Source organism: Streptomyces krungchingensis, assembly GCF_054729265.1.
In genome coordinates this window covers 1,745,343-1,760,410 of the sequence record NZ_JBPUKY010000001.1, presented here as the reverse complement: position 1 = coordinate 1,760,410, position 15,068 = coordinate 1,745,343, and the positions used below count along the sequence as shown (strand labels likewise).

15 protein-coding genes are annotated in these 15,068 nt (G+C 67.1%); 10 read left to right on the top strand and 5 right to left on the bottom strand.

The genetic code is table 11. The annotated features are described in order from the left end of the window. Nucleotides 1-171: 171 nt before the first annotated feature. Entirely contained in the window at nt 172-639 is a 468-nt protein-coding gene (locus ACSYGO_RS08040; RefSeq protein ID WP_435227489.1) for a nuclear transport factor 2 family protein, read from the bottom strand. 595 nt (nt 640-1,234) lie between these two features. On the opposite strand from ACSYGO_RS08040, the gene ACSYGO_RS08035 reads away from it, so the two are divergent. The 4 genes from ACSYGO_RS08035 to ACSYGO_RS08020 all read left to right on the top strand — a co-directional run bounded on the left by ACSYGO_RS08035 (nt 1,235) and on the right by ACSYGO_RS08020 (nt 5,630). Then, nucleotides 1,235-1,996, top strand: coding sequence for a transposase family protein (locus ACSYGO_RS08035; protein WP_460386202.1), 762 nt, complete (start codon nt 1,235-1,237; stop codon nt 1,994-1,996). A 387-nt stretch (nt 1,997-2,383) separates the two neighbouring features. Further along, on the top strand, nt 2,384-2,962 hold the full coding sequence (locus ACSYGO_RS08030; protein WP_460386200.1) for a hypothetical protein: 579 nt from the start codon (nt 2,384-2,386) through the stop codon (nt 2,960-2,962). Nucleotides 2,963-3,290: 328 nt separating this feature from the next. Next, entirely contained in the window at nt 3,291-4,481 is a 1,191-nt protein-coding gene (locus ACSYGO_RS08025; protein ID WP_460386199.1) for an IS110 family RNA-guided transposase, read from the top strand. Nucleotides 4,482-4,763: 282 nt separating this feature from the next. Continuing rightward, on the top strand, nt 4,764-5,630 hold the full coding sequence (locus tag ACSYGO_RS08020; protein WP_435227487.1) for an alpha/beta fold hydrolase: 867 nt from the start codon (nt 4,764-4,766) through the stop codon (nt 5,628-5,630). Between the two features lie 374 nt (nt 5,631-6,004). Here ACSYGO_RS08020 and ACSYGO_RS08015 read toward each other — a convergent pair whose 3' ends face one another. Then, nucleotides 6,005-6,583, bottom strand: coding sequence for a TetR/AcrR family transcriptional regulator (locus tag ACSYGO_RS08015; protein WP_460386339.1), 579 nt, complete (start codon nt 6,581-6,583; stop codon nt 6,005-6,007). Between the two features lie 124 nt (nt 6,584-6,707). On the opposite strand from ACSYGO_RS08015, the gene ACSYGO_RS08010 reads away from it, so the two are divergent. From ACSYGO_RS08010 to ACSYGO_RS08000, 3 genes are all read left to right on the top strand, one after another. Continuing rightward, nucleotides 6,708-7,181: a nuclear transport factor 2 family protein gene (locus ACSYGO_RS08010; RefSeq protein ID WP_435227483.1), complete on the top strand. Its 474-nt coding sequence runs from the start codon at nt 6,708-6,710 to the stop codon at nt 7,179-7,181. Between the two features lie 186 nt (nt 7,182-7,367). After that, complete coding sequence (locus tag ACSYGO_RS08005) at nt 7,368-8,429, top strand: alpha/beta hydrolase (protein WP_460386338.1); 1,062 nt, start codon at nt 7,368-7,370, stop codon at nt 8,427-8,429. 208 nt (nt 8,430-8,637) lie between these two features. Then, a complete protein-coding gene (locus ACSYGO_RS08000) occupies nt 8,638-9,585 on the top strand; it encodes a pyridoxamine 5'-phosphate oxidase family protein (protein ID WP_460386337.1) in 948 nt (315 codons plus the stop codon). A gap of 233 nt (nt 9,586-9,818) precedes the next feature. Here the strand turns inward: ACSYGO_RS08000 and ACSYGO_RS07995 are convergent, their stop codons facing one another. From ACSYGO_RS07995 to cynR, 3 genes are all read right to left on the bottom strand, one after another. Further along, nucleotides 9,819-10,403, bottom strand: coding sequence for a hypothetical protein (locus ACSYGO_RS07995; RefSeq protein WP_460386336.1), 585 nt, complete (start codon nt 10,401-10,403; stop codon nt 9,819-9,821). Next, nucleotides 10,400-10,984, bottom strand: coding sequence for an RNA polymerase sigma factor (locus ACSYGO_RS07990; protein ID WP_460386334.1), 585 nt, complete (start codon nt 10,982-10,984; stop codon nt 10,400-10,402). Before ACSYGO_RS07990 ends, ACSYGO_RS07995 begins: the two co-directional genes overlap by 4 nt. A gap of 329 nt (nt 10,985-11,313) precedes the next feature. Further along, entirely contained in the window at nt 11,314-12,228 is a 915-nt protein-coding gene (cynR, locus tag ACSYGO_RS07985) for a transcriptional regulator CynR (RefSeq protein ID WP_460386333.1), read from the bottom strand. A 125-nt stretch (nt 12,229-12,353) separates the two neighbouring features. Here cynR and ACSYGO_RS07980 point away from each other — a divergent pair, with 125 nt between their 5' ends. From ACSYGO_RS07980 to ACSYGO_RS07970, 3 genes are all read left to right on the top strand, one after another. Then, on the top strand, nt 12,354-12,941 hold the full coding sequence (locus tag ACSYGO_RS07980; RefSeq protein WP_460386332.1) for a carbonic anhydrase: 588 nt from the start codon (nt 12,354-12,356) through the stop codon (nt 12,939-12,941). A gap of 95 nt (nt 12,942-13,036) precedes the next feature. Next, complete coding sequence (gene cynS / locus ACSYGO_RS07975) at nt 13,037-13,507, top strand: cyanase (RefSeq protein ID WP_460386331.1); 471 nt, start codon at nt 13,037-13,039, stop codon at nt 13,505-13,507. Between the two features lie 246 nt (nt 13,508-13,753). Then, nucleotides 13,754-14,905 carry a phosphotransferase gene (locus tag ACSYGO_RS07970; protein ID WP_460386330.1) on the top strand — a complete coding sequence of 384 codons (1,152 nt, stop codon included), beginning with the start codon at nt 13,754-13,756 and terminating at the stop codon, nt 14,903-14,905. The last annotated feature ends 163 nt before the right edge of the window (nt 14,906-15,068 follow it).

The following is a 15,068-nucleotide window of genomic DNA, read 5'->3' as shown; positions in this document are numbered from 1 at the left end:
GACTGAGCCCATCCTCCTCGGCTTGGCGGTCCTGGCAGCCCGCGACCGGGCCGAACGCTGACAACAGCACACCCACCTCGCGGCCTTGCAGTGCCGGAGCGGGGGCCTGGTGCCTCAGGCACCGGGCCCCCGCTCCTTCAAGATGCGCGTGCCGCCGCTGATGGGCAGAGGTCAGAACCCGAGATCGCTCAGCCCGGGGTGGTCGTCGGGACGCCGGCCCAGCGGCCAGTGATACTTGCGGTCGGACTCGGCAATCGGGAGATCGTTGATGCAGGCAAGACGAACCCTCATCAGGCCGTCCTCGCCGAAGTCCCAATTCTCGTTGCCGTACGAGCGGTACCACTGGCCGGAGTCGTCGTGGCACTCGTAGGCGAACCTCACCGCGATCCGGTTCTCGGTAAACGCCCACAACTCCTTGATGAGCCGGTAGTCCAGCTCACGGTGCCACTTACGGGTCAGGAAGGCGACGATCTCTTCGCGTCCGTTGACAAACTCCGCGCGGTTGCGCCAGCGCGAATCCACCGTGTAGCCGAGCGAAACCTTCTCGGGATCGCGAGAGTTCCAGGCGTCCTCTGCCAGCCGGACCTTCTCGATCGCCGTCTCCCGCGTGAACGGTGGCACGGGTGGACGTGTGGTCATGACTGTTCCTCCCGGATGATGGGATCTGCGAGTCGCCCATGAAAGGCATAGCGCGGGCCAGGCACGTGTAATCGGCCGGGCCGCCACCTTCTTTAAGGTTATAGGCGGGCTACCGCATTGGCCTGGGAAGACACGGCGGTTCCGGATGCCGGCTTCGTCGGCGGAATCGTCACACGCACATACGGATCCGGTGGCGCGCGCCGTCATGGCCTACCAGGCCCCTTGGGGTTGTCCTGACGACGCTGTGCGCGGACGGAGGGCGCGGACAGTCAATTGAGTGTGCACACACATGCACGCCAGCCCCGCCAACGCCGCTTACGGTGAAACCACGCCAGGCAGACCCGGCTATTTGCGCGCGGCTCGGGCTGCGCTTGTTCTGATCAGGAGACGACATGAGTCAACGTCCCCCCTCCCGTAACCATGGGCAGCGTGGACGGACTCCGCCTGCCCGAGCATCAGAGGGCTTTTCATCAGAAGTTTCGCACTGAGCCTTTTCCAACCTCCGTAGAGGGTTTGCCCGTTGGCCTGACAGGACGGCGAAGCCCCTGGTAGATGGGCTTTCTGCCGAGAGAACCGTCTCCACCAGGGGCTTCATGTGCTTGTCTACCCGTCCGGCCTCGACGTCGCCTCCTCGACCTTGCGCCTGCTGTCCGCCCAGCTGCGCGCACTGCGCCACGAGCGCGGGACCCGATGGCGGCGTCTGAGCCCAGGACGTCAGGCCCTGCTCGCCCTCGCTCACCTGCGGTGCGGGCACACCTACGCCCAGCTTGCAGCCGGGTTCGGCGTCGGCACCACCACCGCCTACCGATACGTCGTCGAGGCTGTCGAGTTGCTCGCTGCCCTCGCGCCCACCCTGGCCGAGGCGGTCCGCGCCGCGACGACGAAGGCGTACGTCATCCTCGACGGCACCCTGCTGCCCATCGACCGGATCGCCGCGGACCGGCCCTTCTATAGCGGCAAGCACAAGAAGCACGGCATGAACATTCAAGTCCTCACCGATCCACTCGGCCGCCTGCTGTGGGCCTCCGCCGCGCTGCCTGGCGCCGTGCATGACATCAAGGCCGCTCGCACCCATGGAATCATCGACGCCCTGGCCGAGGCCGACCTGCCGTGCTGGGCGGACAAGGGCTACCAAGGCGCCGGCGCCACCGTGCGGGTTCCCTTCCGCGGCAAGCTCCGCAGCTTGCCCTCCGGTCAACAGGCCGTGAACATCGCCCACGCCCGCATCCGGGCCGTCGGCGAGCAGGCCATGGCCACCCTCAAGAGCTGGCGCCTCCTTCGCAAACTGCGCTGCAGCACCACCCGAATCACCAGCCTCGTCCAGGCGGTACTCGTACTTCACCTTGCATCATCTTGAGTGGGAATCTGCTCCTCTTCCTGGCTCTTCCCGGGCTCCATCCCTCCCCGTCATGCTCTTTGCAGAGGCAGAGGCAGAGGCAGAGGCAGAGGCAGAGGCAGAGGCAGAGGCAGAGGCAGAGGCAGAGGCAGAGGCAGAGGCAGAGGCAGAGGCAGAGGCAGAGGCAGAGGCAGAGGCAGAGGCAGAGGCAGCGGGGAGGGGACGCGCATGCCAGACGGGGGAGCACCGAGGCGGACGAGATTGCGCCTGGCTCGGTACCGGCCAGGCCCAAGCCGGGTACGGGCCCGAGAGCGAGCCGACGAGACCGAGGCCAGCACTCGGCTGGGTGGCCTGAACCTCCTCACCCTCGGCGCGGCCGTCACCATTGTGGCGAGCCTTGGCGGCCTAGTGACCACGGGCATCGGCACGATCTGGAGTGCCCGGGTGTCCGCTGACCAGTTGGCGCAATTCCGCGAGCAGGCAGAGGAGAAGCAGCGGGAGCAGGCTGCGCGCGTGTCCTTCTGGGCGGATGGAGGGCCGAAGGGTGAGAGCCTCCTCCACGTGATGAACAGGTCACCAGACCCCTTGTCGAACTTGCACATTGTGTTCCTGATCTCGCAAGATCCGCCTGGCGACGTGGCGTTCCAGGTGTTACTTCCTGCGCTGACCCCCTGCTCGGTCCTGACCATCGAGGCGAAGTCCCTGAGGTACGTGGAGGATGATCCGGCGGACGAGGACGGCTATTGGCCGCCCCTGTTAGAGGCTGATGCCAATGGCATCGACCTCGGGGATTTCGAGGACAGCGTGGGCTTCCTGGAGGCAAGCGTCGGGTTCCAGGACCGCAACGGTGCGCACTGGGCTCGCATCAACGGCGAACTGACCAGGGGTGATGTTTCCATCGACCGGACGCCGGCTCGTCACGGCCGGGTTGTCGGAGAGCCAAAGGTCAAGCTCGTCGACAACTGCGGAGACTACGGGGGGAACTGACACAGCTAGGAGGGCCGACGGCCGCGAACTTGTGCCGCACGTCGTCCGAGCCATCATCACCCTGCATCTGGCCTGGACGAACTGAAGTTGGAAAAGGCTCCCTACGTTGTTCTGCGGGGAGGTGGTGAGCCCTTCGTATGGTTCACCCACCCAGGGGCACCGGGTGTGGTTGAAAAGGCTCTGCCGCTTGTGGCTCTCAGTGATTGGCCGCTCGGTGCCCCACGACGACTCGGCTGCCAATTAGGAATTGCGAATGATCGCTCCGTAGGGAATCGACAGCGAGGTCGTCCGTGGGAGGCACCAGCCGCACACCGCACGGAGGCACCACATGGCCGCGATCTGGGCCGGCATTGACGCAGGCAAGACCCACCACCACTGCGTCGCGATCGACGAGAGCGGCCGCCGACTGCTGTCGCGACGCGTCGCCAACGACGAACCCGAACTGCTCGAACTTCTTGCCGATGTACTGGCGTTTGGTGACGAGGTGACCTGGGGCATCGACCTGGCCGACGGCGGAGCCGCCCTGGCCATCGCCATCCTTCTCAACCACGATCAGCCGGTGCACTACATCTCCGGCCGGGCCATCCACCGCGCCTCCGAGAGCTACCGTGGCGAAGGCAAAACCGACGCCAAGGACGCCGCCGTCATCGCCGACCAGGTCCGCGTCCGCCGCGACCTGCACCCCTTACGCGCCGCCGACGACACCATCACCGACCTCAAGATCCTCACAGGCCGACGCATGGACCTGGTCGCCGACCGCACCCGCACGGTGAACCGCTTGCGAGCCCAGCTCACCGGCGTCTTCCCCGGCCTGGAACGGGCGTTGGATCTGACCAACACTGGCCCGCTCATATTGCTGACCGGCTACCAGACCCCAGCGGCCATCCGCCGAATCGGCACCAAGCGGCTGGAGACCTGGCTGCGCAACCGTCACGTCGTCCGCGCCGACCGGCTCGCCGAGATCGCAGTCCAGGCCGCCGAACGGCAGCACACCAGCCTGCCCGGCGAGAAGCTGGCCGCCCAGCTGGTGCACACGCTGGCGAGGGACGTAATGGGCCTCAACCAGCAGGTCGCCGAGCTCGACAAGGACATCGAGGCCAAATTTCGCGACCACCACGCCTTCGACGTGATCACCAGCATGCCTGGTCTGGGCGTGATCCTCGGCGCCGAGTTCCTGGCAGCCACCGGCGGTGACATGACGATCTTCGGCACCGCTGACCGTCTCGCCGGCTTCGGCGGCGTCGCCCCGGTGCCCCGTGATTCCGGGAAGATCAGCGGCAACCTGCGGCGCCCGCAGCGCTACAACCGCCGCCTCCAACGCGTCTTCTACATCTCTGCGTTGTTCAGCATCCGACACTGCGATGAGTCGCGTCAGTTCTACGACCGCAAACGCACCGAGGGCAAACGCCACACTCAGGCCGTCCTGGCCCTGGCCCGCCGCCGCGTGAATGTCCTCTGGGCACTCCTACGCGATGGGCGGTGCTACGAGCTCACGCCGCCCGGCGCCCTCGCGGCTTGACAGACAGCATTAGGAATCACTGGCGCGTGATGTGCATGTGCGTGAGAGTGGGTTTGGAACCATCGTCTTTTGGGTCCTGCCCAGGCCAACCCTACCGGTGGCACGCACCGAGGCCCTCTGCAGCGAAGAGACCCGGAACAGACCGTGCGAGCACCGAAATCGGGCGGCCCCACGGCGTGACCAAAATCCCCAATTAAAATCAGGGCGGCAGGCGCCGCGATAAACCGCAGCCCCCATAACGTGCGTCTGTGCAAACGGCCGAGATTCGTGGAGAGACCAAATATGATCCCCGTTCACTACCGCACCCAAACCATAGACAACTTGGAAGTCTTCTACCGTGAAGCAGGGTCGCCTGATAGGCCAACGTTGGTACTGCTGCACGGATTTCCGACCAGTTCCCATATGTTTCGGGGGTTGATACCGGAGCTGGCCGACCGGTACCACGTGATCGCGCCCGACCACATCGGTTTCGGATACTCGTCAGCTCCGCCCCTGGGCGAGTTCCCCTACACCTTCGCCGCACTGACCGAGGTCACTGCCGGTCTGCTGCAACACCTTGGAGTCGACCGATACGCGGTCTACGTCCAGGACTACGGCGCTCCGATCGGCTGGCGTCTCGCGCTCCGTGAGCCTGAGAAGGTCGCAGCGATCATCACGCAGAACGGAAACGCCTACAACGACGGTTTCGTCAAGGACTTCTGGGACGGGCTGTTTGCCTACGCAGCGGATCCGAACCCGGAAACCGAATCGGCCATCCGAGTCGCACTCACCCCGAAGATCACCCGCTGGCAGTACGAGAACGGAGTCGCCGACAAGTCCCTCGTCAGCCCGGACACCTGGACCCACGACCAGGCCTTGCTCGACCGCCCGGGCAACGACGAGATCCAGCTGCAGCTCTTCAGGGACTACCCGACCAATGTCGAGCTGTACCCCGATGTACAGGAGTACTTCCGCAAGAGCCAGGTACCCCTGCTCGCTGTCTGGGGGGCCAATGACGAGATCTTCGGCCCCGACGGTGCCCGCGCTTTCCAACGTGATCTCCCGGATGCCGAGATCCATCTGCTCGACTCCGGGCACTTCGCCCTGGAGAGCCACCTTGATGCGATCTGCGGCTACATCCGCGGCTTCCTGGGCAGGTGCCTGGCCTGAACCCAGGACGGCCGCGGAGCGTCAGACGGGCCCCGGCCACGCTCGGAAGGTTCGGCAGCCGTTTTGCTCGTCCAGCAGGCGCAGTCAGTCGCACCCGTCCCGGGTCCGTTCTTGGGGCGCGAGTCCCGTTCGGTCGTGAACGGGCCGGCGCAATGCACTGGTCAGTGTGGACGGTTGCGCCGCATCCGTGGAGGGCGGCCTGGCAACCGACGGCGGCGAGATCACCACGGCGTGATGCTGCGTGGCTGCTGGCCGGGCCCGCTGGGCGGCAGGCGCCACTAGGGGCCTCTGCCATCTGCTTTCGAGCCTAGTAGGACGGGGCCGTCCCACGCTTGGTGGTGCGCGTGCCAGCGACGGCGGCAGCAAGCCAGCTTTCACTTGCCGCTCTGGACGGCCTTCTCGAACGTGTCCATCAGCCTGCGTGCCGCATCCTGCGCCTGGCGGGCGGGCTCGGGCGTGCCGGCGATCGCGGCTGTGGTCATCGCTCCCTCGGCCAGCAGAGTCAGATGATCTGCCAGCTCAGCGGGGCGGCCGGCGGCCGCGACGAGGCCTGCGAGGTAGTCGCGGAAGGCCTTCTTGTGATGCCTGGCCTGCTCGGCGACATCCGGCGAGACTCCGCCGAGCTCACCGAAGGAGTTGATGAAGGCGCACCCGCGGTAATCGGCCTCGGAGAACCATTCGTGCAGCCACGTGAACACCGCGAGGATGCGCTCATCGGGGAGGGCGTGCCCGTCCACGTAGTCGGCGAGGGCCTCCCGCCACCGGGTGTCCCGCCTGCGCAGGAAGGCCAGTACGAGCACCTCTTTCGAGGGGAACAGCTGGTAGAGGCGCTTGAGTGAGACGCCGGAGGCGCTGCGCACCTTGTCCATGCCCACTGCCTGGACCCCCTCGGCGTAAAAGAGCCGCTCGGCTGCCGTGAGCACCTGCTCCTGCGCTGCTTCTTGATCCAGCATCTTCACCCCTTGCGTGGAGAACCATCGTTCTCTACTCTACAAGAACCAAGGCGGAGAACGCTCGTTCTCCGCAGGTCGGTGGGCTTGCCGCCTCCCCGACGCGACCCCGAAACAAGGAGCTGACATGTCTGACACCACCCGTCCCCCGCTCCCGCCCTTCACGCGGGAAACCGCCATCGAGAAGGTCAGGCTGGCCGAGGACGCCTGGAACTCACGCGACCCGCAGCGGGTCTCGCTGGGCTACACGGTCGACTCGCGCTGGCGCAACCGCTCGGAGTTCGCCACCGGCCGTGACGAGATCGTCGCGCTGCTGACCCGAAAGTGGACCAACGAACTCGAATACCGGCTGATCAAGGAGCTGTGGGCCTACGACGGCAGCCGCATCGCGGTGCGCTTCGCCTACGAACACCAAGACGACGCCGGCAACTGGTACCGCTCCTACGGCAACGAGAACTGGGAGTTCGACGAGCAGGGCCTGATGCACACCCGCCACGCCTCCATCAACACGCTCCCCATCGCCGAATCCGAGCGCAAGTACTTCTGGCCGCTGGGCCGACGCCCTGACGACCACCCCGGCCTCAGCGACTTCGGTTTCTGACCACCCGACCCGGCAGCCGAGGCTCGCGGACCTCGGCCCGTGCCCGGACAGAACGCACCACTCAGAGCGACTGCCAGCCCTGCCCCGGACTCACCCCCGAGAGCACCCGCCTCGACGGCACCCACCCCGAACTGCAGAGCCGACCCCGGCCTGCCGCCTCAATCCCTCATCTTCCAAGGAGTCCCCATGCCCACCAACCGGCGTACCCACCGCAAGCTCGCCCTCGTGGCTGCGGCCGCCATCGCGGCAGGCGCCACCGTGACCGTCAACGCCGTGGCATCACCCGCGCCTGGCCCCGGCGTCGTCCTCGAAAAGGACACCCAGGCCTTCGCTGACGCGGCAGCGAAGAACCCACCGATCTACACCCTCTCCTATGAGGACGCTCGCAAGGCCCTGGATACCGCCCAATCCGGGCCCGTGGACAAGCTGCCCGCGGACATCACCCACCGCACACTCCCCGTCGGCCCGACCGGCCAGGTGAAGATCCGTGTCGTGCGACCTGCCGGCGCCACCGAGCAGCTGCCTGCAGTCGTGTACTTCCACGGGGGAGGCTGGGTCCTGGGCAACGAGAACACCCACGACCGCCTCGTGCGGCAGATCGCCAACGGTGCCCAGGCAGCCGTCGTCTTCGTCGACTACACACCGTCCCCCGAGGCCCGCTACCCCGTAGCGATCGAGCAGGCCTACGCCGCCACCAAGTGGGTTGCCGAGCACGGCCGCGACCTCAACATCGACGGCTCCCGGCTGGCGGTGGCCGGCGACAGCGTCGGCGGCAACATGACCGCCGCCGTCACCCTCATGGCCAAGCAGCGCGGCGGGCCGGCCCTGCGCCAGCAGGTGCTGCTCTACCCCGTCACCGACGCCAACTTCAACACCGGCTCCTACCGACAGTTCGCCAACGGGCCGTGGCTGACACGCAAGGCCATGCAGTGGTTCTGGGACGCCTACGCACCCGACGAGAAGGTACGCAGCCAGATCCTTGCCTCTCCGCTGCGCGCCAACCTCAACCAGCTCAAGGACCTGCCCAAGGCCCTCGTGATCACCGATGAAGCCGACGTTCTGCGGGACGAGGGCGAAGCCTACGCCGCCAAGCTGCGCGCCGCCGGGAACGACGTCACCGCCGTCCGCTACACCGGCACCATCCACGATTTCGCGATGCTCAACGCCCTGAGCAACACCAACGCGGCCAAGGCAGCCGTCGACCAGACCAGCCAGGCCCTCCGCGCCGAACTCCACGGCACCTCCTGACGGCCCCACCCAACGGTCATGACCGCCGCCCCGGTGCAATGAGGCAACGGACCAGCCGCAGACACAGACGGTCGGCCACGGCCGCCCGGGTGTCCGTCGCGGCCCGGGCGGCCTGACCCGCAAGACTCGCCGGCCCCGCCCCACCCCCGACCAGCGGGGCCGGGCCGGCGGACCAACCGAGCGACGACAGCACCCGAGGAGGAAGGCCATGACCGCCACAACATCCACTACCCAAGCCGGCTTCCACGAAGGCGAACTCGCTGTTCAACGCTCCGCAGGCGTCGAAGCCCAAGCGGCTCGCCTGTCCCCACTTCTCGACCCGCCAGCGCTGAGCCCGGGCTTCAACCAGTTCCTCGCCACACGCACCTTCGCCGCCCTGACCGCCCGCGACCGCACCGGGACCCTCTGGATCTCCCCGCTCACCGGGCCCCCAGGCTTCATCGAAGCAACCACACCCACCACCCTGTCCGTACACGGCAGGCCCTCGCCCGGGGACCCCCTCGAGCACGTGCAGCCGGACCAACAGGCAGCCCTGATCGTGATCGACTTCGCTGCGCGCCGCCGCATCCGCATCAACGGCACCCTCAGCCACACCGACAGCGGCACGCTGCGCATCAGCGTTGACCAGGCCTACGGAAACTGCCCCCAGTACATCCAGCAACGGCACATGGATCCCCAACCCGCAGGCAGCGCACGGCACATGCCGACACGCCACGACGGCCCGCTCACGTCCGCAGAGGCAGAACTCGTCCACCGCGCCGACACATTCCTGATCGGCACCACCCACCCCACACGCGGAAACGACGCCTCCCACCGAGGCGGTCCGCCTGGCTTCGTCCGCGTGGAAGGCGACCGTTTGTGGTGGCCCGACTACCAGGGCAACAACATGTTCAACACGATGGGCAACCTCGCAGTGGACCCCACGGCCGCCCTGCTGTTCTTCGACTTCACCACCGGCGAGACCCTGCACCTGTCCGGAAGCGCCACCGTCGACTTCACCCCGCAGGACATCCCCGGCGACGACGGCGGTACTGGCCGCCGGCTCCACTTCATCCCCCGCCACGTCGTGGCCGGTCACCTACTGCCCATGCGGGCAAGCACGGTTGCGCCCTACCCCGGCAACCCAGACCTGACCGACGAGCCGCAACCGAGGTGAGGACAACCCTGCCCGGCCGGACCACACACCGCCAGGCACGCCCGGCTCGCCGAGCCACTGCACGGTACCGTGACGCCAGGGTCGACCGCAGAAGGAAGCGCACTGCGCCACTGCGACAGGTCCGAACACGCGCATTCCAGCGTCGCGCTACAACGGACTCCCCAGACCACCCGCCGCCCAGCATCGAGCACGATGGGGCCGCGACCATCAACACACCGTCAGCACGGCCCGGGTCACTGGCCCTGGAACGCCCGGCTGTACAGGTCCCGCATCTCCGGCTCAGCCCAGGCCGTGCCGCCGCACGCGTCGATCCTGCCGTGCTTGGCAACGACAAGGTAGCTGTCACCGGTACTGAACGAGACGGCTTCCAGGTTCTCGACGTGCTCCACCGTCACCGTGCGACCGTCTCCTCCGCGGTACCAGCGCTCGACCCGGAACGTGACCCGCTGGCCCGTCACAGAGGTCACCGCCCCTTCGAAGGCCGTGGTGTTGGTGCGCAGTATGCCAACGCTGGGTGCAGCGCACCTGGTCGCTCCGTCTGCGGCCTGCACGGTCAGCACGAGGGGGGCCGCAGCCGGAGCAGAAGCAGGGGAGCCGGTGATCTGCCAGGCAAGGGTGCCTGCCGTCGTCATCACGACGGCGGCCGCGGCAGCCAGCAGCAGTGTCCGCCGGGGGCGTCGCGTCCCGCTGTCCTGGGCGGGAACCTGGGTTGTAGTCATGGCAGCCTCCAAGAGCCGGTCGACATCAGGCGGAGGAGCATCGCCAACCAGCGCGGGATCCGCGGCCCTGAGGTGGGCAAGCAGTTCGTCCTCGTTCACCGGGTGCTCCCTCCGTCAGCCGTTTCGTGTCCGGCAGGCAGACTGTTCTTTCGTTCGAGCAGCGAGGCCAGCTTCTTCTTCGTCCGGTGCAGGCGAATACTCACTGCGTTAGGACTCAGGCCTGTCACCTCGGCAATGGCACGGGGCGCGAGCTCTTCCCACGCCCACAGCAACACCACCTCACGGTCCGTCTCGCCGAGCGCATCGAGGGCGGCGTGCAGTTGCTCATGACTGCCGTACTGCGGCTGCACGGCCGGGACGGCAGCCGCCCGGGTCAGCCGTTCCACCAGCCGAAGGCGACGCCTATCAGCTCTGCGCGCGTTGGACAGGCACCCCCGAGCCACGCCGTAGCACCATGGCAGGACCGCATCGGCGGCCGGCACACGTCCCACATCCAGACCGGGCACGTCCTCCAGGCGGCGCCACAGGACGAGCATGGACTCCGCGAGGATGTCGTCGACCTGGTCGGCATTGGCCCGTCTCCGTATGTAACGGTGCAGCGGTTCCGCCACAACACGTGCCAGTGCCTCGTACCGCTGCTCGCGGGAGCGGGCGGGCTCCTGTTCTTGGATCGATTCCACACGCCTACCTGTCCGCACCCGAGCCGTTCCTTTCACGGTTCTGCAGATCGGCCGAACCGCCGCTGGGCGCCGCGTCACCGAGGGTCAGCTGGCGCAAGGCTAAGTATGTTGATAGCCCAGCCGCCTCCACAGCGGACCAATGCCGGGGATGGGCTCTCGTCAGCGTCGGTTTGTCCCGAGCCGGCGAGCGAACCGCATGCACCGACAACGCTGCCTGCGAGATGGCGCGGACGATGTGCTCAGACAGCCCCACTGCGCTCTCCGCCTGGGAGAACCCACGTTCAGCGAGCCGACAGCCAGGCCTTTCGGGCCTCGCACTCTCGGCCTCCTCACGGTGGCGGCGGTGAGGCGTAGCCGCGGGCCCCGACGAGGTGGTGCGTGAGGTCTGTGAAGGCTTGGGCTGCGGCGCTCGGGTAGCCGCCCTGGCGTCGGAGAAGTACCACGGTGCGCTTGGGCAGGGGTGGGGTCAGGGTGATCGTGTCGAGCTGAGGGTGGTCGTCGGTGACGGCGTCGGGCAGCACGGTGGCCAGTGTCGTGCGTTGGACGATTTCGATGAGCGCCTGGATGGAGTTCGCCTCGATCGCGATGCGTGGGTTGACGCGGTGCCGTTCGAAGTAGGCGTCGATGTGGCTACGGGTGGCGAAGTCGGGGCTGAGGAGGGCGAGCTGCAGCGTGGCCAGCTCTTGCACAGCCGGTGCCTCGGGTTTCCGGTCCCGGGGGTAGTCGGGGCCCACCACGAGGCTCAGGCTCTCGGTGAAGATGCGTGTGGCGTGGATTCCCTGCTGATGGGGTGCGTCGAAGGCGATGCCGAGGTCGATGTCGTCGTCGAGCAGCGCGGCTTCCATACGGTCCTGGGTCATCTCGGTGAGGGCCAAGGAAATGCCGGGGTGGCGGGTATGGAATTCGGCGGCCATCGGTCCGACGAAATAGCCGATGAACGTGGGTGTGACCGCCAGACGCAGTTCGCCTCGGGAAAGGTCCTGAACGTCGTGCACGGCACGCTGGGCAGTCGTCAGTGAGCGCATGGCCTGCCGGGCGTAGCGCTGGTACACCTCCCCGATGTCGGTCAGCCGTACCGTGCGACCCGAACGGTCCAGCAGCTGAACCCCCAGGCTGCGCTCCAGCTGCTTGATCTGCTGGGACAGCGTGGGCTGGGAGATATGCAGATCGTCGGCCGCGCGAGTGAAACTGCCGTGCTCCGCCACAGCCAGCAGGTAGCGCAGATGGCGCAGTTCCAGAGTCATGGACCCACTATAGATGGCATCAATAGGTTTTATGGTTGATAGGTCTTGGACGCTATAGGAGCAGGCAGGGCAGGGTGGATATCAGGCAAGAGACTCCATCCAGGACCAGTCGAAAGGCCCAGGCCATGCATGACCTCACCGGCGGCGTCACCCGATTCCAGCGAGACGTCTTCCCTGAGAAAGCGGATCTGTTTGCCCGCCTGACAACTGTCCACGCCCCTCACGCCCTGTTCATCAGCTGCTCGGACGCGCGCGTCGTGCCCGAGCTGATCACGGGCAGCGAGCCGGGGGAGCTGTTCGTCATCCGTACCGCGGGCAATCTCGTGCCGGCGCACGGCGTCAGCGCCGACGGGGTCGCGGCGAGCATCGAGTACGCGGTGGACTTCCTCGGCGTGCCCGACGTCGTGGTGTGCGGACACTCGGGATGCGGTGCCATGACCGCCCTGGCCGCAGGGCAGGACCTGAGCACCACGCCGGCGATAGCCGCCTGGCTCCGGCACGCCGACGCCGCCCGGGCCCGCTGCAACACCCCAGATGTCGCAGCGCTGGTCCACAGCAACGTGATCGCGCAGCTGGCGAACCTCTGTACCCACCCCTCGATCGCCCGCGCACTCACCCACGGCGAGGTGGCACTGCACGGCTGGGTCTTCGACATCGCGACCGGACGCGTCGACCAGCTCGACGCACCCGACGCCCCCGCGCAGGCAGCCTGACAGGCCCCACCTGCCGCGTTGCGCGCACAGCGCAATCCCCTAGCCACCCCTGCCCGTTCTCGCGCAGGGCGATTCACCCGAAAGGAATGTCCGCCATGACATACGTTCAGTTCGACCCCGCCGCCCGTCAGGCCCTGGCCAACGACGCAGTCGAAGCCAAGAACCGCAAGGACGTCACCTGGCAGCAGATCGCCGACGCCGCCGGCCTGTCGGTGGCCTTCGTCACCGCTGCCGTGCTCGGCCAGCACGCTCTGCCCAAGCAGTCCGCCGAGGCAGTCGCAGAGGTGCTGGACCTGGGCCAGGACGCGGCGGCACTGCTGCAGACGATTCCGACGCGCGGTTCCATTCCCGGAGGCATTCCCACCGACCCGACCATCTACCGCTTCTACGAGATGATCCAGGTGTACGGCACCACGCTGAAGGCCCTGGTCCACGAGCAGTTCGGCGACGGCATCATCAGCGCCATCAACTTCAAGCTGGACGTCAAGAAGGTCGCCGACCCCGAGGGCGGCGAGCGCGCTGTGATCACCCTCGACGGCAAGTACCTGCCGACCAAGCCCTTCTGACACTGCAACTCCAGGGACGCAGATGGGCCGGCCGTTCTATAGCTGCCGACCCCCTGCGCCTGCCTGGCGAGCGGTGCTGCCCGCCACTTGGCTAGTAGATGACGCCCGCAGGTCCGGCATCTCAACTGCCCAAGGCGGCTGGCGCTGTCGATGACTCGCCGGCTGTCGCCCGGCCATGGCTGGACGCGCTCGCCTCGATTTCGTACACGCCTCCCCGATAGAGAGGGTGGTCCATAAGCTGGGACCGTGGCTGACTCCAGACCGATCTTCTGCGTCGCTGAGGTGCAGAATCTCCTAGCCGGCCTGTACGCCTCGCCGGTCACGGTGGACCGGATGGAGCGGATGGCACCGTGGGCTGTGGCGCGGGTCTGGCTTCGCGGTGCTGCAGGAGTCCCGGGCTCCGTCATTGTGAAGCGGGCGCTGGGCAGGCTGCGCGAGGGGCGCACGGCCGGGTGGCGACTGCGCACCGAACTGGCTGCACTCCGGTTCCTCAGCAACGACCTTGGATCCAGGCTTGTCCCCCGCGTTCTTGCCGCCGATACCGCCGCCGGACTTCTCGTCCTGGAAGACCTGGCGCCCCGCGTGAGCCTCGACGGGCTGCTTCGACGAGACGGCGCGGCAGAGCACGGCACCAGGCTGGCCGCGTTTGCTCGCGCCCGCGGTGCACTGAGCGCTGCCACCGCGGGGCGTGCGGCAAGCTACTACACCCGCCGGGCCGATCTGGGCTCAGTGGACCGTGCGGCAGACCGGGCGGGACGGCACGCCCCCCTGCGGGAAGCAGGAATCGAGCATGCCTCGGCAATCGGGGTACCTCTAGAGGGCCGGGCCGCGTACGAACTCGCTTCAGCTACCGATGAGTTGACCTCTCCCGGCCCATTTCTCGCCCTGAGTAACCAGGACGCGGAAGCCAACAACATTCTGCTCCACGCCTCGGGTCCGCCTGACGCACGCCTCATTGATTTCGAATTCGCTGGCTACACCCACGCGTTGGCGGATGCCGTGTGCCTCTACGTACCAGGCCCAGCCTGGCTGACGGTAGGCGATCCGACCACGACGGGCCTGGCAGACCAGTACCGGCACGCCCTAGCCCTCGGCATCCCAGAGGCCGAGGACGACCGGCGATACGGAGACGGCCTTGCCGCAGCCTGCGTGTCCTGGACGCTGATCCGTCTCCAGCGGTTCCCGCTGCTGGACACCCGCCCACCAGGTGACCACAGCCGACTTCAACTCATCTCGACACTGGAAGCAGCTGCACACACCTGCGAGATCCATCGGTCCCTTCCCCGCCTCACGGACTGGATCCGCAGTATCGCCGCCGTACTGCGCTGCCGTTGGCCCGACGTCGACAAGGATCTTGCCGACCCGGCAAGATTCCCGCCTTACACGCCCCGACTGTGACCGCCAGGCGCCAGGGCCGCCGAGTAGGCAGCAATAACCGTTGCCGTTGAAGCCGAAGCAGAGAGAGAACGTCGCCCGCGCGGCATCAGACAGCTTCAGGTCCGCGCAACAGCATTGCCGGGAGCGCTGGCGTTTGTCCTGACACACCATCCCCGTGCGAATG

Bases quoted from the DNA above. Each gene is read 5' to 3' on its own strand.
- ACSYGO_RS08040 (WP_435227489.1), bottom strand. From the start codon at position 639: ATGACCACACGTCCACCCGTGCCACCGTTCACGCGGGAGACGGCGATC.
- ACSYGO_RS08025 (WP_460386199.1), top strand. From the start codon at position 3,291: ATGGCCGCGATCTGGGCCGGCATTGACGCAGGCAAGACCCACCACCAC.
- ACSYGO_RS08020 (WP_435227487.1), top strand. From the start codon at position 4,764: ATGATCCCCGTTCACTACCGCACCCAAACCATAGACAACTTGGAAGTC.
- ACSYGO_RS08015 (WP_460386339.1), bottom strand. From the start codon at position 6,583: ATGCTGGATCAAGAAGCAGCGCAGGAGCAGGTGCTCACGGCAGCCGAG.
- ACSYGO_RS08010 (WP_435227483.1), top strand. From the start codon at position 6,708: ATGTCTGACACCACCCGTCCCCCGCTCCCGCCCTTCACGCGGGAAACC.
- ACSYGO_RS08005 (WP_460386338.1), top strand. From the start codon at position 7,368: ATGCCCACCAACCGGCGTACCCACCGCAAGCTCGCCCTCGTGGCTGCG.
- ACSYGO_RS08000 (WP_460386337.1), top strand. From the start codon at position 8,638: ATGACCGCCACAACATCCACTACCCAAGCCGGCTTCCACGAAGGCGAA.
- cynR (WP_460386333.1), bottom strand. From the start codon at position 12,228: ATGACTCTGGAACTGCGCCATCTGCGCTACCTGCTGGCTGTGGCGGAG.
- ACSYGO_RS07980 (WP_460386332.1), top strand. From the start codon at position 12,354: ATGCATGACCTCACCGGCGGCGTCACCCGATTCCAGCGAGACGTCTTC.
- cynS (WP_460386331.1), top strand. From the start codon at position 13,037: ATGACATACGTTCAGTTCGACCCCGCCGCCCGTCAGGCCCTGGCCAAC.